Source organism: Streptomyces sp. NPDC051567 (genome assembly GCF_044454165.1).
In the GTDB taxonomy this organism is placed as follows: Bacteria; Actinomycetota; Actinomycetes; order Streptomycetales; family Streptomycetaceae; genus Streptomyces.
The window spans coordinates 15,261-34,583 of record NZ_JBITDK010000035.1 but is presented as its reverse complement, the minus strand read 5'-3'; the positions used below and the strand labels follow the sequence as shown (position 1 = coordinate 34,583).

Sequence of the window (19,323 nt, the reverse complement as noted above, 5' to 3'; positions counted from 1 at the left end):
TGACGGGACGCACCCCCGGGCGGGGGCGGGCGGGGGGGCCCACCCCGCCGGGGACCCCCGGGGGGGGGCCCGCCCCCGGGGGGGGGGCCCGCGGGGGGGGGGGGGGCGGGCCCCGCGCGCCCCGCCCCCGCCACCCGCGAGATCAGCTCTCGTCGCTGTCGACCCAGCTCATCAGCTTGCGCAGCTTCTTGCCGGTGGTCTCCAGCAGGTGCGCCTCGTCGGCCTTCTTGTACGCCTGGTACTTCGGCAGGCCCGCCTTGTACTCGGCCATCCAGGTGTTGGCGAACTCGCCGCTCTGGATCTCCGCGAGGACCTTCTTCATCTCGGCCTTGGTGGCGTCGGTGATGATGCGGGGGCCGGTGATGTAGTCGCCCCACTCGGCGGTCTCGGAGACCGACCAGCGCATCTTCTCCAGGCCGCCCTCGTACATGAGGTCCACGATGAGCTTCAGCTCGTGCAGGCACTCGAAGTAGGCGATCTCCGGCTGGTAGCCGGCCTCGGTCAGGGTCTCGAAACCGGCCTTGACCAGGGCGGAGGCGCCACCGCAGAGGACGGCCTGCTCGCCGAAGAGGTCGGTCTCGGTCTCCTCGGTGAAGGTGGTCTTGATGACGCCGGCGCGGGTGCCGCCGATGCCGGCCGCGTAGGAGAGCGCGAGGGCGAAGGCGTTGCCGGAGTGGTCCTGCTCGACGGCCGCGATGCACGGGACGCCGCGGCCCTCCTCGTACTGACGGCGGACCAGGTGGCCGGGGCCCTTCGGGGCGACCAGGGCGACGTCCACGTTGGCCGGGGGCTTGATGAAGCCGTAGCGGACGTTGAAGCCGTGTCCGAAGAACAGCGCGTCGCCGTCCTTGAGGTGCTCCTTGACGGACTCCTCGTAGATCTCGGCCTGGAGCGGGTCCGGGGCGAGGATCATGATGACGTCGGCCCAGGCGGCGGCCTCGGACACGGGGAGGACCTTCAGGCCCTGCTCCTCGGCCTTGGCCTTGGACTTCGAGCCCTCCTTCAGGCCGACGACGACGTCGACGCCCGAGTCACGGAGCGACAGCGCGTGGGCGTGGCCCTGGCTGCCGTAACCGATGACCGCGACCTTGCGGTTCTGGATGATGGACAGGTCGGCGTCGTTCTCGTAGAACAGCTCGGCCACTGGGATATCTCCTTGATGCGCTGGTGTTGCACCCACCGTACGGCGGGGAACGGAATCTGCGTTTCTCGGTCTCGCCATGCGAGCGGTCGCCGTCCGGTGGCGGGACATCGTGGACGGTTCGCGCGCGGGCACGGCGGGCGGGCCGGACGGGCGGTCAGGCGGGCCTGACCGCCGCCGCGTCGGGCGCCCCGGGGTCTCAGGCGGTGCGGTCGAGCGCGCGCAGGCTGCGGTCCGTGATGGACCGGCCGCCACGCCCTATGGCGATCGTGCCGGACTGCACGAGCTCCTTGATGCCGAAGGGCTCCAGCATCTTGAGCATCGCGCCGAGCTTGTCGGTGCCCCCGGTCGCCTCGATGGTGACGGCCTCCGGGGCGACGTCCACGGTCTTGGCACGGAAGAGCTGGACGATCTCGACGATCTGCGAGCGGGTCTCGTTGTCGGCGCGGACCTTGACGAGGACGAGCTCGCGCTCGATGGCGTTGTGCGGCTCCAGCTCGACGATCTTGAGGACGTTGACCAGCTTGTTGAGCTGCTTGGTCACCTGCTCCAGCGGGAGGTCCTCGACGTTCACGACGATGGTGATGCGGGAGATGTCGGGGTGCTCGGTGACACCGACCGCGAGGGAGTCGATGTTGAACCCGCGGCGGGAGAACAGCGCGGCGATCCGGGCGAGGATGCCGGGCGTGTTCTGGACCAGGACGGAGAGCGTGTGCTTGGACATGTGGGTCGTTCTCTCTCTCGGCTCTCTCGGCTCAGTCGTCTTCGTTGTCGCCGAAGTCGGGGCGGACGCCCCGGGCCGCCAGGACCTCGTCGTTGGAGGTGCCCGCGGCGACCATCGGCCACACCATGGCGTCCTCGTGGACGATGAAGTCGACGACGACGGGGCGGTCGTTGATCGCGTTGGCCTCGGCGATGACCCGGTCCAGGTCGGCCGGGTCCTCGCAGCGCAGCGCCACGCAGCCCATGGCCTCGGACAGCTTGACGAAGTCCGGGATGCGGGTGCCCTTGCGGGGGGCGCTGGACTCCCCGAGCTGGGAGCCGACCGTGTCGTGGCCGGTCTCGTCCGCGTGCAGGACGGTGTTGGAGTACCGCTGGTTGTAGAAGAGGGTCTGCCACTGGCGGACCATGCCCAGCGCGCCGTTGTTGATGATCGCGACCTTGATCGGGATGTTGTTCAGCGCGCAGGTGGCCAGTTCCTGATTGGTCATCTGGAAACAGCCGTCACCGTCGATGGCCCAGACCGTGCGCTCGGGGCGGCCGACCTTGGCGCCCATCGCGGCGGGGACCGCGTAGCCCATGGTTCCGGCGCCGCCGGAGTTCAGCCAGGTGCGGGGCTCCTCGTAGGTGATGAAGTGCGAGGCCCACATCTGGTGCTGGCCGACGCCGGCCGCGAAGACCGTGCCCTGCGGGGCCAGTTCGCCGACGCGCTCGATGACCTGCTGGGGCGAGAGCATCCCGTCCGCGGGGAGGTCGTAGCCGAGCGGGTAGGTCTCGCGCCAGCGGTCGAGATCCTTCCACCAGGCGGTGTAGTCGCCCGCGTGGCCCTCGGCGTGCTCGGCCTGGACGGCCTGGACCAGGTCGGCGATGACCTCGCGGGCGTCGCCGACGATCGGGACGTCGACGGCGCGGTTCTTGCCGATCTCGGCCGGGTCGATGTCCGCGTGGATGACCTTGGCGAGGGGGGCGAAGCTGTCGAGCTTGCCGGTGACGCGGTCGTCGAAGCGGGTGCCGAGCGCGATCAGCAGGTCGGACTTCTGGAGCGCGGTGACGCCGGTGACCGAGCCGTGCATTCCCGGCATGCCGACGTGCAGCGGGTGGCTGTCGGGGAAGGAGCCGAGCGCCATCAGGGTCGTGGAGACCGGGATTCCGGTCAGCTCGGCGAGGACCTTCAGCTCGGCGGTCGCTCCGGACTTCATCACGCCGCCGCCGACGTAGAGGACCGGGCGCCGGGCCTGGCAGATGAGCTTGGCGGCCTCGCGGATCTGCTTGGCGTGGGGCTTGGTGACCGGCCGGTAGCCCGGGAGGTCCTGGACGGGCGGCCAGGTGAAGGCGGTCTTCGCCTGGAGTGCGTCCTTGGCGATGTCGACGAGGACCGGGCCGGGGCGGCCGGTGGAGGCGATGTGGAACGCCTCGGCGATCGTCCGCGGGATGTCCTCGGCCTTGGTGACCAGGAAGTTGTGCTTGGTGATCGGCATCGTGATGCCGACGATGTCCGCCTCCTGGAAGGCGTCGGTGCCGATCGCCTTGGAGGAGACCTGGCCGGTGATCGCGACGAGCGGGACGGAGTCCATGTGGGCGTCGGCGATCGGGGTGACCAGGTTGGTCGCGCCCGGCCCGGAGGTGGCCATGCAGACGCCGACCTTGCCGGTGGCCTGCGCGTAGCCGGTGGCGGCGTGACCGGCGCCCTGCTCGTGGCGGACCAGGATGTGACGGACCCTCTTGGAGTCCATCATCGGGTCGTACGCGGGGAGGATGGCACCGCCGGGGATGCCGAAGACGGTGTCGCACCCCACCTCTTCGAGAGAGCGGATGAGGGACTGCGCACCCGTCACGTACTCGACTGCGGTGGGCTGCTGCCCGCCGCTACGGGGCCGGGGCTGCGGGTGGTGGGCCCCGGTGGCCTGCTCGGTCATCGGCATTCTCTTCTCGAAGCTGAGGATTTGACGAGGATGGGACTCTGTGCCGGTGCAACAAAAAACCCCTCGTGCCAGGTGGCAAGCGAGGGGAGCGCGTCGGGTGCGTTGAGCGGGGACATACAGTTCCCTGCTTCAGCCGACGCGCTTTCCAAGTACGAGAATTCGGGTGCGCATGGCACTGACCCTCCCTCCGGCGGGAGGTGGATGTCAAGCGGGTGGGACGGGCGTCTCATTATGTGAGCCGCCGTGCAGGGCCATCGAGCCCCCGGGAGAGCCGCCCGCCAGGGCGGGCCGGACGGCCTCGCCGGGTACGGGGAAGGTACCGCGCACGAGTGCGCGGCGCAGCCGGTACTCGTCGAGCGGTCCGGAGAAGGCCGCCCCCTGGCCGTGGGTGCAGCCCATCGCGCGCAGGGCCATGACCTGCTCGGGGAGGTCCACCCCGTCGGCCACCGACTGCATGCCGAGATCGTTCGCGATCCGCAACAGCCCGGCGGTGATCTTGTGGAGGCGGGCCGACTCGACCACCCCTTCGACCAGGCCCCGGTCCAGCTTCAGCATGTCCACCGGGAGCCGGCGCAGGGCGCTCATGGCCGCGTAGCCGCTGCCGAAGCCGTCCAGGGCGATCAGGACGCCGAGCCGGCGCAGGCCCCGCAGCCGGCGCTCCAGCTCGTCGAAGGGGACCCTGGGGTCGCTGTCGGCCAGTTCGATCAGCAGGGCCCCGGAAGGCAGCCCGTACCGGGTCAGCAGCGATTCCACGGAGCCGAGCGGCATGGCCCGGTCCAGCAGCCGCTGGGCGGTCATCCGCAGGGCGACCGGTACGTCGTGCCCGGCCCGGTGCCGGTCGGCGGCCTGCCCCACGGCCTCCTCCAGCAGCCAGCGCCCCAGCTCGGCCGTGCGCGAGACGTCCGGGACGCCGGTGGGGGCGGAGCCGCCCCCGTTGTACTCGGCGACGCGGAGGAACTCCGCGGGGGTGAAGAGGATGCCCTGCGCGGAGCGCCAGCGGGCCTGCGCGGCCACCGCGGTGACCTGGCCGGTGGTCAGCGAGACCACCGGTTCGTGCAGCAGGGTGAACTGTCCTTCGTGCAGCGCGGTCCGCAGCCGCCCCGCCAGCTCGGCCTTGCGCACGACCTCGGCCTGCATCTGCGGGGCGTACAGCTCGACGCGGTCCTTTCCGCCCGCCTTGGCCCGGTACATCGCGAGGTCGGCGTTGCGCATCAGGTCCGAAGGGGTGATGCCGGGGTCGGCGAAGGCCACGCCGATGCTGGCGGCGACCCGGACCTCGCTGCCCGCGATGCGGTAGGGCTGGGAGAGGGTGGTGCGCAGCCGGTCGGCGATCTCGTGGACCTGGTACTCGCGGGCTCCGCGGTCGCGTCCGCCGTCGCCCAGGACGAGGGCGGCGAACTCGTCGCCGCCGAGGCGGGCCGCGGTGTCCCCGGACCGGACGGACTCCTGGAGCCTGCGCGCGGCCTCGACGAGCAGTTCGTCACCGGCCTGGTGGCCGATGGTGTCGTTGACCGCCTTGAAGCCGTCGAGGTCGATGAAGAGGACGGCGGCGCTGTGGTCGCCCGCCCGCCTGCCGGTCAGGGCCTGGCGGACGCGGCGGGTGAACAGGGCCCGGTTGGGCAGGTCGGTCAGCGGGTCGTGCTCGGCGCTGTGCTGGAGCTGGGCCTGGAGGCGGACCCGCTCGGTGACGTCGCGGCTGTTGAGGATCAGCCCGCCCTGGTGGCGGTTGACGGTGGACTCCACGTTGAGCCACTCGCCGTCGCCGGACTCGAAGCGGCACTCGATGCGGGTGGTGGGTTCCTCGGCGGGCGGCGCGGCGAGGAAGCGGCGCACCTCGTGGACCACGCGGCCGAGGTCGTCGGGGTGGATCAGCGCGGCGAGCTCGGTGCCGACCAGCTCCTCCGCCTCGCGGCCGTAGACCCCGGCGGCGGCGGGGCTGACGTAGCGCAGGGTGCCGGTGGGGGCGGCGATCATGATGACGTCGCTGGAGCCCTGGACCAGGGAGCGGAAGTGGTTCTCCTTCTGGGCCAGTTCCTGGGTCAGCGCGATGTTGTCGAGGAGCATGATGCCCTGGCGCACGACGAGGGCGAGGACGACGGTGCAGCCGGTGACGACCACGACCTTGTCGACGCTGCGGCTCTCGATGACGTTGTAGAGGATGCCGAGGGTGCAGACGGCGGCGGCGAGGTAGGGGGTGAGGGCCGGCAGCGAACCGGCGATCGGGCGGCTGACGGGGCGCGGTCCGCGCACGGGCCCGGCGCGGTCCGGCGCGTATCCGCCGCCCCGGCGGGCGCCCCAGGGCGCGTACGCGAGCAGCAGCGAGCCGGCGAACCAGCCGGCGTCGAGGAGCTGGCCGGAGCGGTAGGTCTCCTTCAGCAGCGGCGACGTGAAGATCGCGTCGCACAGGACGGTGAGGGCGAGGGCGGCGATGGCGGTGTTGATGGCGGACCGGTTGGCGGCGGACCGCCGGAAGTGCAGGACCAGGACCATGGAGACGAGCGCGATGTCCAGGAGCGGGTAGGCGAGTTCGAGTGCCGCGCCGGGGACGCTGCCCGCGCTGTGGGACCTGGCCGACTTGGCGAGGGCCAGGCTCCAGGAGAGCGTGAGCAGTGAGCCGGCGATCAGCCAGGAGTCGAGGGCGAGGCAGACCCAGCCGGCCCGGGTGACGGGGCGCTTGGCGAGGACGAGCAGGCCCACGATGGCGGGCGGCGCGAAACAGAGGAAGAAGAACTGCGCCGGGGAGGGACTGGGCATCTCCTCCCGGATCACGACCTCGTACCAGCCCCAGACCGCGTTCCCGCAGGCCGACATCAGGGACGAGAGGGCGAAGAGCACCCAGGCGAGCCGGTCGCGGTTCGCACGGGTGCGCGCGTACTGGAAGCAGGAGACGGCGGCGATCAGGGCGGCGGCGCTGAGGCCGAAGTCGCCCATGACGTCGGCGAGTTCGCTGCTCCCCCAGCCGAGGCCGGCGCCTGCCGCGTACCCGCCCCAGACCACCGTGAGCAGCACCTGGACGGCGGGCCCCCGTCCGCTGCCGGAGGCCGGCGAGCGGGTCAGGAGGGCCCCGGGGGTGCTCACCGGTCCCCCTCGCCGGCCGGTTTCGGCGCACCCCATCGTCGCCTCCGGCGGCTCCGCCGTGTCGGATCGTTCGCCCATTGGCCGTGCATCGCCCGTCGCCCCCCAAAGTGTCCGATCACTCCCCGGCGCCAGACATTCGTGGCGCAGCCCCTTCGTCCGGACGATACACCACTTTCGTCACTCAGGGACATAGCTTCTCTACTCTCCGTTACGAACGGAGGGGTTCCGCTGTCCCTGCGCCGCTGGAGGGCGGGGTGTGCGCGCCTCCTGTCACCCGGTGACCAGCACCGTGTGCTCCAGGGGCTCACCGGCGGCGAACCGGGTGAGCTGGCGGACGAGCATGCGCTTGGCGCGCGGTTCGAACGCCGAGGTGCTGCCGCCCACATGGGGAGTGATCAGGACGTCCGGGGCGTGCCAGAGCGGGTGGCCGGCGGGCAGTGGTTCGGGGTCGGTGACGTCGAGTGCCGCGCGCAGGCGGCCCCGTTCCACCTCCGCCAGCAGGGCGCCGGTGTCGACGACGGGGCCGCGCGCCACGTTCACGAGGAGGGCGCCGTCCTTCATGCGGCGCAGGAAGCCGGCGTCGGCCAGGCCCCGGGTGGACTCGGTCAGCGGTGTCGCGAGGATCACCACATCGGCCCCGGGCAGGAGTGCGGGGAGGTCGGCGAGGGCGTGCACGGGGCCGCGCGCGGTGGTGCGCGCCGTGCGCGCGACCCGGGTGACCGGCCCGCACTCGAAGGGCACGAGCCGGTCCTCGACGGCCGCGCCGATCGATCCGTAGCCGACGATCAGGACGGACTTGTCGGCGAGGGCCTCGTACACCCCGAAGCGCCACTCCTCGCGGTCCTGGCCGCGGACCATGCCGGGGATGCCGCGCAGTGAGGCGAGGATCAGGGTGAGGGCGAGTTCGGCGGTGCTCGCCGTGTGCACCCCGGCCGCGTTGCACAGCCGTACGCCCGCGGGCAGGGCGCCGAGACCGCCCAGGAGGTGGTCCGTGCCCGCGGTCAGGGTCTGGACGACCTCCAGGCCGGGCATCCGCGCCAGCGGGCGGACGGTGACGGCCTGGGACTTCATGTACGGCGTGACGTAGAAGACGCAGTCGGCCGGATCGGCCGGGAAGTCCTCCTCGCCGTCCCAGCGGCGGTACCGGAAGGAGCCGGGCAGGCCCTCCAACTCTTCGGCGGGGAACGGAAGCCAGACGTCCGGAGTCTTTGCAGTCATGATCACGAGGCTATGCGAAGCGATCCGGATCAAGCCGTTACTTTGAGGGCCGGACCGGGAGGGGGACGTACGGGTGGAGCTCAGGTCGATCGGGGCGGGGGCGCTGACGGTGGGCGCCATCGGGCTCGGGTGCATGCCGATGAGCTGGGCGTACGCGCCTTCGCGGCGGCGGGGCGAGGAGTCGCTGGCCGCCGTGCACACGGCGCTCGACCTGGGGGCGAACCTGCTGGACACCGCCGATCTGTACGGCCCGTTCACCAATGAGCTGCTGCTCGGACGGGTCCTGTGCGAGCGGCGGTCGGAGGCGTTCGTGTCGGCCAAGGTGGGGCTGCGCGCGGGCGAGCAGCACGTGGTGGCCGACGGGCGGCCGGGCTCGGTGCGGCGGGCCTGCGACGCCTCGCTGCGGCGGCTGCGCACCGATGTCATCGACCTGTACCAGCTCCACCGGGTCGACCCGGACGTCCCGGTGGAGGAGACCTGGGGGGCGATGGCGGAGCTGGTGGGCGCGGGGAAGGTGCGGGCGCTCGGGTTCTGCGCCCTGGGGGCGGGCGCCGGACCGGGAGCGGGCCGGCGCGGGGACCGGGCGTACGGGACGACCGTGCGGCACCTGGAACGGGCGCAGCAGGTGTTCCCGGTGAGCGCGGTGCAGGCGGAGCTGTCGGTGTGGTCGCCGCAGGCGGCCTGGCAGCTGCTGCCGTGGTGCGCGGCGCGCGGGGTCGGGCTGCTGGCGGCGATGCCGCTGGGCAGCGGGTTCCTGACCGGGACGCTCACCCCGGGCGAGGGGTTCGAGTCGCAGGACGTACGGGCGCGGCATCCGCGGTTCACGGCGGACGCGATGGCGTCGAACCAGGTGCTGGTGGCGGGGTTGCGGCGGGTGGCGCGGCGGCACGGCCCCCAGGTGACGGCGGCGCAGGTGGCACTGGCCTGGGTGCTGGCGCAGGGGCCTCAGGTGGTGCCGGTGCCGGGGGCCGACCGGGCGCACTGGGCCGCGGAGAACGCGCGGGCCGCGGAGGTCCGGCTGACGGCCGGCGACCTGGCCGAGATCGCCTCCTTCCCGGCGGCGGTGGAGGCGTGGGACTGACCCGCATCCACTCGATCGAGTGTACGAGCGGTGGAACTTCGCGAAGTGCCGCCGCAGTTGGAACGGGTGGAAGGCACGACCGGATGACCGGAGGGGAGCGGGACCATGCGAGACGGACGGGGTCGTGGACCGGGTGACGGCGCGGCGCAGGGGACGTCCCGGCGGGCCGGGGCGGCCGGGGCGGGGCCGTACGGCCTCCCCGGGTCGTCGGGGGCCTGTGGCCGGGAGCGGTACGGGGGCCCCGGCGCGCGGGGCCGGGGCGTGCTGACGGCGGTCGCGCTGGCCGGGTGCGGGGCCCTGCTGGTGGCGGGGTGCTCACCGGCGGGCGGGGCGGGGGCGCAGCTGGAGGACTTCCCGTCCAGGACGGCCACCGCGCCGGCCGCGCCCCCGGACGGCCCCTCCGCCTCCCCCGGTCCGGCGGCGCCGGCGCCGCCGGACAAGGGTTCGGTGACGGTGACGGGCGAGATCGCGAAGGGCCTGGAGGCCCCGTGGGGCGTGGCCGTGCTGCCGGACGGGAACCTGCTGGTCGCCTCGCGGGACAAGGGGACGATCAGCCGGATCGAGATGGCCACGGGCCGGGTGACGCAGATCGGCGAGGTGCCCGGGGTGGCCCCGGGCGGGGAGGGCGGGCTGCTGGGCCTCGCCCTGTCCCCCTCCTTCGCCTCGGACCGGCAGGTGTACGCGTACTTCACGACCGTGTCCGACAACCGCATCGCCCGGCTGCGCTACGACGACAGGAGAGCCGCCGGGCAGCAACTGGGCGCGCCCGACACGGTGTTCCGGGGCATCCCCAAGGGCTTCGTCCACAACGGCGGCCGGATCGCCTTCGGCCCGGACAAGATGCTCTACGCGGGGACGGGCGACACCGGTGACCCCGGGCACGCGCAGAACAAGCGGTCCCTGGGCGGCAAGATCCTGCGGATGACCCCGGACGGGAAGCCGGTGCCGGGCGGTCCGGAGGCCGACTCGGTCGTCCACTCCTGGGGGCACCGCAATGTGCAGGGGCTCGCCTGGGACGGGGAGGGGCGGCTGTGGGCCTCGGAGTTCGGGACGGACACCTGGGACGAGCTGAACCTGATCGAGTCCGGCGCGAACTACGGCTGGCCGCAGGCCGAGGGGAAGGCGGGCAAGCCGGGCATGCGGGACCCGGTGGCCGTGTGGAAACCGGGCGAGGCGTCGCCGAGCGGGATCGCCTGGGCCCAGGGGTCGGTGTGGGTGGCCGGGCTCAAGGGCAGCCGACTGTGGCGGGTCCCGCTGGCCGGGGCCGATCCGGTGGCGGCGCCCGAGGCCTTCCTGGAGGGGAAGTACGGCCGGCTGCGCACGGTCGTGGCCCTGGGCGGGGACAAGCTGCTGCTGGTCACGAGCGAATCGGACGGTCGCGGTTCACCCGAGGAGGGCGACGACAGGGCCCTGACCCTGACGGTGCGGTGACCGGCGCACCGGACGGGACACGACAGGGCGTGACGCATCGGGCGCACGCGCCCTGTGGGGCGAAGCCGCCTCACAGGGCGCGGGACGCGCCGGGGGTGGTGCTTACGCGGGCCCTGCGGGGGCCGCGGGGAGGGGGGCCAGGATGTCGAAGTACATGAGGCCGAAGACGAGTACGCCGAGGGCGCCGAGGGCGACGGCGGCCCAGGAGACGGCGCGGACCCAGGCCGGGAGGGTGCGGCCGGGGTTGCCGAAGGCGGGGAGCGCCAGGACGAAGACGGCGATCAGCAGGGCGAGGGTGGACAGGACACCGTTGACCAGGGCGGTCATGTGCCAGGCGTCGCCGTACAGCGCGGCGATCTGCTCCTCGGCCGAGGCTGCCTTGCTCGACTCGATCTGGCCGATGAGGGTCTGGCGCTCCGCGAAGACGCGGGAGACCCAGCTACCGCTGAGGGCGACGAGGCCCAGGCCGGTGGCGACGACGGCGAAGGCCGCGGCGGCGACGCCGGAGGACTGCTCGCCGGCCTCGGCGGGCTCCTCGTCGAGGTCCTCGTCGAGGTCTTCGGCGGCGGGCGCGGCGTCGTCGTCGGTGGCGGGCGCGTCGGCCGGGTTCCCGGCGGCCTCGGCCTTGGTGAGGTCGGCCGGGGTGCTCGTGCCCGTGGTGTCCGCGGTCGCGGGGTTCTGGGGCTCGGCGGAGTCCGCCTCGGGAGCGCGCGGGGCGGGGGTCTTCGTGGTGTCCATGCGGGGCACCGTAGGCGTCCTGTCTGAGAGGTTTCTGAGAATCCGCCGGAGGGCACGGGCGCCGGGGGCCGCAGGTCCCCGGCGGGACCTGCGGCGGGCACGGTCAGGCGGTCCGGGCCGGGGGCCATTCGTGGGTCAGTACCGACCAGACCTCGGTGTCCTGGCGGACGCCCCGGTGGAGGTAGTTCTCCCGCAGGACGCCCTCGCGGGTCATCCCGAGCCGCCGGGCCACGGCCAGGCTCTTGGAGTTGGCGGCGGAGGCGTGCCACTCCACGCGGTGCATGGAGCGCTCCTGGAAGGCCCAGTCGATCAGCGTCCGGCAGGCCTTCGTCACCAGCCCGCGCCCGGCCGCGGCGGGCTCCAGCCAGCAGCCGATCTCGCAGTTGCCGGTGTCGGCCTCGAAGGTCCGGAAGAGGACTCCGCCGACGAGGGCGCCGTCGACGCGGATGCCGTGGAGCCGTCCGGTGTCGGTGGCCGTCTTCTGCGCGTAGCCGGCGAGGAAGGCGCGGGCCGAGTCGAGGTCGGCGGCGAAGTCGGGGAGGAGGATGTGCTCACCGATGTACTCCCGGCCCCGGTCCATGTGCGCCAGGAACTCCTCGGCGTGCCGGACCTCCAGCGGGAACAGGTACGCGTCGTCGGTGAGGGCTGTCGAGAACATGCGGGGTCTTCCTCGGGTCTGGTGCGGTGGATCGCCGGGTCACCGGGACGCCGGGGCGGGCACGGTGCTGTCCTCGCCCGTGGCGGGGCCCGGGTGGTCGGGGCGCTGCGCGGGAAGTGTCGCACGCGGGCGGCGTTCGGGGGGCTCGATGCTGATCCGGGGCAGCCTGCGGTCCAGCCAGCCGGGCAGCCACCAGTTGGCCCCGCCGAGCAGGTGCATCAGGGCCGGGACCAGGAGGGTGCGCAGGACGAAGGCGTCGAGGGCCACGGCGGCGGCCAGCGCGATGCCGAACATCGCGATGAGCCGGTCGCCGCTGAGGACGAAGGCCAGGAAGACCGCGATCATGATCACCGCCGCCGAGTTGATCACCCGGCTGGTCTCGGCGAGTCCGACGCGGACGGCCCTCTTGTTGTCGCCCGTCTCCAGCCACTCCTCGTACATCCGGCTGACGAGGAAGACCTGGTAGTCCATCGACAGGCCGAAGAGGACCGAAACCATGATCACGGGAAGGAAGGGTTCGATCGGTCCCGCGCTGCCCAGGCCCAGCAGTTCGCTGCCCCAGCCCCACTGGAAGACCGCCACCACGACGCCGAAGGAGGAGGCGACGGCGGCGATGTTCATGGCCGCCGCCTTCAGCGGGATGCCGATGGAGCGGAAGGCCAGCAGCAGGAGCACGCAGCCGAGGGCGACGACGACCCCGACGAAGAGCGGCAGTTTGCCGATGATGACCTCGGCGAAGTCGTCGTAGCCCGCCGTCACCCCGCCGATGTGGACCTGCATGGAGCTGCCGTGCACGGCGTCCGGGACGACCTCCGTGCGGAGCGTGTCGACCAGGTCGCTCGTGGCCCGGGACTGCGGGGCGAACTCCGGTACGACGGTGAGGACGGCGGTGTCCCCGCTCCGGTTGAGGACGGCCGGGCCCGTGGAGGCCACGCCCTCGGCCGAGCGCAGTGCGTCGGCCAGGCGTTCGACGGCGAGCCGGTCCCCGGCCCCGTCGAGGCGGGCGACGACGGCGAGCGGGCCGTTCGTGCCGGGCCCGAAACCCTCCGCCAGCAGGTCGTACGCCTGCCGGGTGGTGGAGCCGGCCGGGTTGTTGCCCTGGTCGGAGGTGCCCAGGTGGAGGGAGAGGGTGGGCAGCGCCAGTACCAGCATGACCACGGTGGCGACGGCGCCGAGCAGTTTGGGATACCGCTCGACCAGGGCCGACCAGCGGACGGCGAAGCCGGTGACCGGCTCGGGGCGCGGGCCTTCGGCGGCGAGCCTGCGGCGCTCGCGGCGGGAGAGGGCGCGTACGCCGATGTACGAGAGGAGGGCGGGGAGCAGGGTGACCGAGGCGGCGACGGTGAGCACCACGGTGACGGAGGCCGCTATGGCGACGCCGTCGAGGAACTTCAGCCGCAGCACCAGCATGCCGAGCAGCGCGATGCAGACGGTGGCCCCGGCGAAGACGACGGCCCGGCCGGTGGTGGCGACGGCGTTCTCGGCGGCCTCCTCGACGGAGAGGCCGCGCGCCAGGCCCTTGCGGTGCCGGGTGACGATGAACAGGGCGTAGTCGATGCCGACGCCGAGGCCGACGAGGGTGCCGAGCATCGGGGCGAAGTCGGCGACGGGCATGGCGTGCCCGAGGAGGGAGATGCCGAAGTAGGCGGTGCCCACACTGACCAGGGCGGTCGCGATGGGCACCAGGGACGCGGCGAGCGAGCCGAAGGCCAGGAAGAGGACCAGGGCCGCGACGGCGACGCCGATGGCCTCGGCGAGGTGGGCGCCGGGGGCTTCGGCGAGGCCGATCGCACGGCCGCCGAGTGCGACGTGGAGGCCGTCCGCGCCGGCGTCCGGGGTCTTCGCGGCGTCGATCACCGCTCTGGCCTGTTCCTTGGGGACGGAGTCGGCGGGCCGGTCGAAGGTGACGACGGCGTAGGCGGTGCGTCCGTCGACGCTGATCCGGGCGGCGCTCTCGGGGTCGGCGCCGTACGGTCCGGCGACCGACGCGACGCCGGGGAGCCCGGCGACGGTGTCGAGGGCCCGGCTCATCCGCCGCTCGACACCGGGGGTGTGCGCGGTCTGATGGTCCGGGGTCCGCCAGACGACGGTGTTCGTGTCGCCGCCCTGGCCGTGGAAGCCCTGGCGCAGGAGTTCGGCCGCCTTGCCTGACTCGGTGCCGGGGATCTCGTAGTCGTTGGAGAACGCCGTTCCGGCGGCGAGGGCGGCCGTGGCGGTGGTGCCGAGGGTGAGCAGCCAGATCAGTACGGCCGCGAGGCGGTGCCGCATGCACCACCGTGCGATTGCTGCCAACGGACGTGCTCCCTGGTGGTTCGGATCTTTCCCGGGAGGTGGCCCGAGGCAAAGAGCGCCTGAACTCGTCAAGACCCGGCCGCCGGTCCGGAAGGTCGTTCCTCCGGGCCCGGCCGGGATGGTCTGCGCCTCCACGATCTCAATGTTTCTTGATCGTCGGCCTCTTTCGTGGGCATCGTCACAAGGGGCCCGCACGGTACGGGACCTCGGTCACGGGGAGCGTGGTCCGACCGGCCCGCCGACGAGGTGTCCGGGGGCCGGAGCCACCGGACGGCGGGGACCACCGTACCCCGCCGTGACGCCGTACCGCCGGGCCGGGCCGGTGTCACGGGCCGGGGCCAAAAGCGGTTGTGCGGCGGGGCCGTCGCTGGTCAGCTGGGACGATGACGACCGATCACGACGAACTGTTGAAGGTACGGGCCCGGTACGACCGGGAGATGCGACGGGAGGCCCTGCCCGACCCGGCGGCCCGCGTGGAGCGGGTGGGCGCGGTGGTCCGGCAGAGCGCGCCCGGGGACGGCGGGAACAGCATCCTCTGGTCGGACCTCGACGAGGCGACGGCGGACGCGGAGATCGCGGCGCAGGTGGCGTTCTTCGCCGGGGCCGGGGCTTCCTCGTTCGAGTGGAAGCTGTACGACTACGACCGCCCGGCGGACCTCGGGGACCGGCTGCGGGCGGCGGGCCTCGTCGCGGAGCCGGCCGAGACGCTGATGGTGGCGCGGGTCGCCGATCTCGCGGGGCTGCCGGTGGAGCCGCCCGAGGGCATCACGCTGCGGGTGGTGACGGACGAGGCCGGGGTGGACCTGATGGTGGAGGTCCACGACCGGGCCTTCGGCGCCGGGCGCCCCGGGCTCCGGGAGCAGTTGCTCGGCCTGGTCCGGGACGAGCCCGGGAACGTGGCGGCCGTGGTGGCGATGGCGGGCGCCACCCCGGTGAGCGCGGCCCGGATGGAGATGCGCCCCGGCGGGTCCTTCGCCGGGCTCTGGGGCGGCGGCACGGTCCCGGAGTGGCGCGGCCGGGGCGTCTACCGGCTGCTGGTCGCCCACCGGGCCCGTATCGCGGCGGAGCGGGGCATCCCCTACCTCCAGGTGGACGCCTCGGACGAGAGCCGCCCGATCCTGGAGCGCCTGGGGTTCGGGGCCCTGGGCGTGACGGTGCCGTACCTGTGGGAGCGCGGCCCGGAGGCGTAGGACGGGAGGTGTGGGGCTGGAGGTGTGGAGACGGGTGCGCGGGTGACGGGAGCACCCGCGCCCGCCCCACCGCCGGGAACCGCCCGGCCCACCCCGACCGCCCGGGTCGGCCAGGCCAGGCCGGGTCGGTCCGGGCCGTCCGCGTGGGCTACGCGCCCGGCCGCCAGTAGCCCAGGCCGTTCACCCGCTGCTTGGGCAGGGCCAGGTCCTTGCGGAGGTAGGCCGTCAGGGCGCGGGTCGTCGCCGTGTCGCAGGCGAGCCAGACGTACGCCGACTCCGGGTCCGTCACCAGTTCCGGGAGCTGGGCCTTGACCTGGTCCACCAGGGTCGTGCCCGCGCCCCGCTCCACCCGCCGGATCTCGTGCCGGTCCGCGTCCACCCGTACCGGCAGCTCCGCGTCCGAGGCGTGCTGGGTCTCGAACCAGATCGTCGCCGGGGTCTGCGGGTAGGCGTCCAGCAGGGAGTTGATGGCCGGGAGGGAGGCCGGGTCGCCGATGACCAGGAGCCGCCGCGGCTCCGGGACGGGGGCGGTGAAGCCGGTGCCCTGGACGGTGGCGTCGACGGTGTCGCCTGGCCGCGCGGTGCGCGCCCAGGCGCTGGCGACGCCGTCGTGCAGGGCGAATTCGAAGGAGAACGTCCCGGCGGCCGGATCGGGGTCCACCAGCGTGTAGGCGCGCTGGTGCGGGCGGCCCGCGCCCTCGAACCAGACGCGCACCCACATGGTGGGGTGGAGGGACTCCCCGGCCGCCGCGAGCAGCCCGCCGTCCGTGAAGTGGACCCTGCGGTAGTGCTCCGTGACCTCTTCCGTCCCCGTCACCGTGAACGTGAAGTCCTTGCCCCGCATGAGCTTGAGGACCACTCCCTCCCAGCCCTTACCGACAGCCATGTCCGCCCCTTCTCCTGACACCCTTATAGTTAGGCCAGCCTAACCTAATGCACTATGGGGATGAGTGTGAGCAGTGTGAACAGCGAGAGCGCAGCGGCCCACGAGGACGAACAGCACGACGGGGTCTACCGCGACGCGTGGGGCATCCCCCACCTGCGCGCCTCCGACGCCCTCGCCCTCGCCCGCGCCCAGGGCCGCGTCACCGCCCTCGACCGCGCCTGGCAGCTGGAGGTCGAACGGCACCGCGCCCAGGGCTCCAGCGCCGCCTTCCTCGGCCCCGAGTCCGTGGCCTGGGACACCTTCGCCCGCCGTAGCCGGCTCGCCGACACCGCCCGCCGCTGCCACGAGGCCCTGGACGCGGAGACCGCCGCCTGGGTCCGCGCGTACGTCGACGGCGTCAACGAGGGGCTCGCCGCCGGGGCCGCCCGCGACGAGCGGTTCGCGCGCACGGGCCACGCCCCGGCCCCCTGGGAGCCCTGGGTGCCGCTCGCGATCTGGATCGCCACCCACGTCCTCTTCGCCGGTTTCGCCACCAAACTGTGGCGCGAGCGCGTGGCCGACGCCCTGGGCGACGACGCGGTGACCCTCTTCGCCACCGACGGCCCCGGCACCGCGGGCAGCAACGGCTGGATGCTCCCGGGCGACCGCACGGCCACCGGTTCGGCGATCATCGCGGGCGACCCGCACCGGTTCATCGAGGACCCGGGCGTCTACCAGCAGATACGTCTCTCCTGCCCCGAGTACGACGTCCTCGGCCTGGCCGTCCCCGGGGTGCCCGGACTCGCCCACTTCGGGCACACCGGCACCGCCGCCTGGGCCATCACCAACGCGATGGCCGACTACCAGGACCTGTACACCGAGCAGTTGCGCCGCACCGCGGACGGCGCCGTCGAGGCGCTGGGCCCGGACGGGGTCTGGGAACCCGTCCACCGGCACACCGAGACCGTCACCGTCGCGGGCGCCGATCCCGTCGAGGTCGAGGTCCTGGAGACCGCCCGCGGCCCGGTGGTCGTCGACCGCTCCGCGCCCACCGGCCCGGACCCGGAAACCGGCACGCGCACGAACACGACCACCGGCACCGGCACTGGCACTGGCACGAGCACCGCTACCAACACCGGTACACGCACCGGCACGGACACCGGCCGGGACCGGGACACGGAGCCCGTCGACCTCACCGCCGGACAGGCGCTCTCCCTGCGCTACCCGCCCCGGGTCCGCCGTGACCTCGGCTTCGCCGCCCTCCCCGCCCTCCTGCGCGCCCGCACCGTCGCCGACATCGACCGCGCGCTCGACGGCTGGGCCGAGCCCGTCAACGTCGTCCACGCCGCCGACACCGAGGGCGGCCTGCTCCACCGCGTCGCGGGCGCCGTGCCCCTGCGCCACGCGGCCAACCGCCTGCGCCCGGTCCCCGCGTGGGACCGCCGGTACGCCTGGCAGGGCTGGGAGCCGACCCCCGCCGAGCCCGTGCGGGAGGTCGCCGTCATGGCCAACGCGCGCGGCATCGCCTCCCCGCTCGGCGTGGAGTTCGCGCCCCCGCACCGCGCCGAACGCATCCGCGCCCTGCTCGGCGCCTCCTCCCGGTGGTCGCCCCAGCGGATGGCCGAGGTGCACGCCGACACCCACCTGGCCTCGGCCGCGCCCCTGCTCGCCCTGCTGCCCGGCTTCGAGGGCCTGACCCCCGCCGCCGAGGCCCTGCGCGCCCGGCTCCTGGCCTGGGACCGGCACATGGACGCCAACAGCACCGACGCCACCGTCTTCTCGGCCTTGCGGACCGCGACCGTACGCCGCCTCGCCGCCGACCCCGTCTTCGCGGACCTGGCGGGCGCGCCCACCGGCCCGGAGGTCTTCCACCCCTGGCTCCACCTGCTCCCCCGGGTCGGTTACGCCCTCGAAGGGCTGCTCACCACCGCCCTCCTCCCCGGCCTCGACCGGTCCGCGCACGTCCGCGCGGCCCTGGAGGAGACGGCGGCGCGGACCGAGGGAGCCGGCGCGCCCTGGTCGGAGGTGCACCGCCTCGCCCCCTGGTCGGCGCTGCCGGACCCGAAGGCGCAGTGGCCCGGCCTCGGCGGCGACCACGACTGCGTGAACGCCACCTCCTCCGTCCCCGGTTTCACCGACCTCACCGCCCGCGCGTCGGCGGCCCGTTACGTATGGGACCTCGCCCGCCGCCAGGACAGCCTCTGGGCCGTCCCGCTGGGCGCGGACGGTGTGACCGGCGCGCCCCACCACCGCGACCAGCTCACCCTCTGGGCGCGGTGCGAACTCGTCCCCGTCGTCACCGACTGGACCCGCCTCACCAAGGAATCGATATGACCTCCCCGTCCCCCGCCCCCGTCCCGGCGACCACCTCCACCAGAGCGCCCGTGTTCATGCGGCTGGTCGAGGGCTTCGGCACGGTCACCATCACCCCCGTGGACCCGGCCGCCGACTCCGCCCTGATCCACGCGTGGGTCACCCAGGAACGGGCCCGCTTCTGGGGCATGGGCGGGGCCAGCCGCGAGCTGGTCCAGGAGATCTACGAGGACGTCGACAGCCGCACCACCCACCACGCCTTCATGGTCAGCCGCGAGGGCGAGCCGGTCGCGCTCTTCCAGACGTACGACTGCGCGGCCGACCGGGTCAGCGAGTGCTACGAGGTCCGGCCCGGCGACACCGGTGTCCACCTGCTGATCGGCCCCACCCAGGGCCCGGCCGAGCGCGGTTTCAGCGCGGGGCTGATGACGGCCTTCTTCGGGTTCGTCTTCTCCGACGGCACCACCCGCCGGGTGGTCGCCGAGCCCGACGCCCGCAACGAGAAGGCCATCGCCCGCCTGCTGCGGACCGGTTTCGTCCTCGGCCCGGAGGTCGAACTCCCGGAGATCGACCTGCCCGAGGTGTACCTCCCGGCCAAGCAGGCCCGTCTCGTCTTCCTCAGCGCGCCGGTGGCCCTGTAACCCCGTCCCGTACATGGCCGAAGGCCCCGCACCCT

General features: G+C 73.4%; 14 protein-coding genes. 5 read left to right on the top strand and 9 right to left on the bottom strand.

Going from position 1 to position 19,323, the window contains the following annotated elements:
* Positions 1-142: 142 nt before the first annotated feature.
* The 5 genes from ilvC to ACIA5F_RS27665 form a co-directional block, all read right to left on the bottom strand.
* Complete coding sequence (gene ilvC, locus ACIA5F_RS27685) at positions 143-1,144, bottom strand: ketol-acid reductoisomerase (RefSeq protein WP_399357561.1); 1,002 nt, start codon at positions 1,142-1,144, stop codon at positions 143-145.
* Between the two features lie 196 nt (positions 1,145-1,340).
* Positions 1,341-1,865, bottom strand: coding sequence for an acetolactate synthase small subunit (gene ilvN / locus ACIA5F_RS27680; RefSeq protein ID WP_399357559.1), 525 nt, complete (start codon positions 1,863-1,865; stop codon positions 1,341-1,343).
* Between the two features lie 31 nt (positions 1,866-1,896).
* Complete coding sequence (locus ACIA5F_RS27675) at positions 1,897-3,783, bottom strand: acetolactate synthase large subunit (RefSeq protein WP_399357556.1); 1,887 nt, start codon at positions 3,781-3,783, stop codon at positions 1,897-1,899.
* Positions 3,784-3,987: 204 nt separating this feature from the next.
* The gene (locus ACIA5F_RS27670) at positions 3,988-6,861 is read right to left on the bottom strand and encodes a putative bifunctional diguanylate cyclase/phosphodiesterase (RefSeq protein ID WP_399357553.1); all 2,874 of its coding nucleotides are present in this window, start codon (positions 6,859-6,861) and stop codon (positions 3,988-3,990) included.
* A 270-nt stretch (positions 6,862-7,131) separates the two neighbouring features.
* On the bottom strand, positions 7,132-8,079 hold the full coding sequence (locus ACIA5F_RS27665; RefSeq protein WP_399357551.1) for a 2-hydroxyacid dehydrogenase: 948 nt from the start codon (positions 8,077-8,079) through the stop codon (positions 7,132-7,134).
* A 73-nt stretch (positions 8,080-8,152) separates the two neighbouring features.
* On the opposite strand from ACIA5F_RS27665, the gene ACIA5F_RS27660 reads away from it, so the two are divergent.
* Together ACIA5F_RS27660 and ACIA5F_RS27655 are read left to right on the top strand one after the other, a co-directional pair.
* Positions 8,153-9,160, top strand: coding sequence for an aldo/keto reductase (locus ACIA5F_RS27660; protein ID WP_399357549.1), 1,008 nt, complete (start codon positions 8,153-8,155; stop codon positions 9,158-9,160).
* A 264-nt stretch (positions 9,161-9,424) separates the two neighbouring features.
* Positions 9,425-10,591: a PQQ-dependent sugar dehydrogenase gene (locus ACIA5F_RS27655; RefSeq protein ID WP_399357601.1), complete on the top strand. Its 1,167-nt coding sequence runs from the start codon at positions 9,425-9,427 to the stop codon at positions 10,589-10,591.
* A gap of 102 nt (positions 10,592-10,693) precedes the next feature.
* Here ACIA5F_RS27655 and ACIA5F_RS27650 read toward each other — a convergent pair whose 3' ends face one another.
* The 3 genes from ACIA5F_RS27650 to ACIA5F_RS27640 all read right to left on the bottom strand — a co-directional run bounded on the left by ACIA5F_RS27650 (position 10,694) and on the right by ACIA5F_RS27640 (position 14,279).
* Positions 10,694-11,329: a hypothetical protein gene (locus tag ACIA5F_RS27650; RefSeq protein WP_399357547.1), complete on the bottom strand. Its 636-nt coding sequence runs from the start codon at positions 11,327-11,329 to the stop codon at positions 10,694-10,696.
* A gap of 103 nt (positions 11,330-11,432) precedes the next feature.
* Complete coding sequence (locus ACIA5F_RS27645) at positions 11,433-11,987, bottom strand: GNAT family N-acetyltransferase (protein ID WP_399357545.1); 555 nt, start codon at positions 11,985-11,987, stop codon at positions 11,433-11,435.
* A 39-nt stretch (positions 11,988-12,026) separates the two neighbouring features.
* Positions 12,027-14,279 (bottom strand): MMPL family transporter, encoded by a 2,253-nt coding sequence (locus ACIA5F_RS27640; RefSeq protein ID WP_399357543.1) that lies wholly within the window; start codon positions 14,277-14,279, stop codon positions 12,027-12,029.
* 383 nt (positions 14,280-14,662) lie between these two features.
* Here ACIA5F_RS27640 and ACIA5F_RS27635 point away from each other — a divergent pair, with 383 nt between their 5' ends.
* Positions 14,663-15,469, top strand: a complete 807-nt coding sequence (locus ACIA5F_RS27635) for a GNAT family N-acetyltransferase (protein ID WP_399357541.1) — start codon at positions 14,663-14,665, stop codon at positions 15,467-15,469.
* Positions 15,470-15,617: 148 nt separating this feature from the next.
* On the opposite strand, the gene ACIA5F_RS27630 is transcribed toward ACIA5F_RS27635, so the two are convergent.
* A complete protein-coding gene (locus tag ACIA5F_RS27630) occupies positions 15,618-16,355 on the bottom strand; it encodes a siderophore-interacting protein (protein WP_399357539.1) in 738 nt (245 codons plus the stop codon).
* A 60-nt stretch (positions 16,356-16,415) separates the two neighbouring features.
* Here ACIA5F_RS27630 and ACIA5F_RS27625 point away from each other — a divergent pair, with 60 nt between their 5' ends.
* A complete protein-coding gene (locus ACIA5F_RS27625) occupies positions 16,416-18,668 on the top strand; it encodes a penicillin acylase family protein (protein WP_399357537.1) in 2,253 nt (750 codons plus the stop codon).
* Positions 18,665-19,288, top strand: coding sequence for a GNAT family N-acetyltransferase (locus ACIA5F_RS27620; RefSeq protein WP_399357535.1), 624 nt, complete (start codon positions 18,665-18,667; stop codon positions 19,286-19,288). Before ACIA5F_RS27625 ends, ACIA5F_RS27620 begins: the two co-directional genes overlap by 4 nt.
* The last annotated feature ends 35 nt before the right edge of the window (positions 19,289-19,323 follow it).

What these genes read in the sequence shown, in the direction of transcription:
- ilvN (WP_399357559.1), bottom strand. Translation starts at nt 1,865, where the DNA reads ATGTCCAAGCACACGCTCTCCGTCCTGGTCCAGAACACGCCCGGCATC.
- ACIA5F_RS27675 (WP_399357556.1), bottom strand. Translation starts at nt 3,783, where the DNA reads ATGCCGATGACCGAGCAGGCCACCGGGGCCCACCACCCGCAGCCCCGG.
- ACIA5F_RS27665 (WP_399357551.1), bottom strand. Translation starts at nt 8,079, where the DNA reads ATGACTGCAAAGACTCCGGACGTCTGGCTTCCGTTCCCCGCCGAAGAG.
- ACIA5F_RS27650 (WP_399357547.1), bottom strand. Translation starts at nt 11,329, where the DNA reads ATGGACACCACGAAGACCCCCGCCCCGCGCGCTCCCGAGGCGGACTCC.
- ACIA5F_RS27645 (WP_399357545.1), bottom strand. Translation starts at nt 11,987, where the DNA reads ATGTTCTCGACAGCCCTCACCGACGACGCGTACCTGTTCCCGCTGGAG.
- ACIA5F_RS27635 (WP_399357541.1), top strand. Translation starts at nt 14,663, where the DNA reads ATGACGACCGATCACGACGAACTGTTGAAGGTACGGGCCCGGTACGAC.
- ACIA5F_RS27630 (WP_399357539.1), bottom strand. Translation starts at nt 16,355, where the DNA reads ATGGCTGTCGGTAAGGGCTGGGAGGGAGTGGTCCTCAAGCTCATGCGG.
- ACIA5F_RS27625 (WP_399357537.1), top strand. Translation starts at nt 16,416, where the DNA reads ATGAGTGTGAGCAGTGTGAACAGCGAGAGCGCAGCGGCCCACGAGGAC.
- ACIA5F_RS27620 (WP_399357535.1), top strand. Translation starts at nt 18,665, where the DNA reads ATGACCTCCCCGTCCCCCGCCCCCGTCCCGGCGACCACCTCCACCAGA.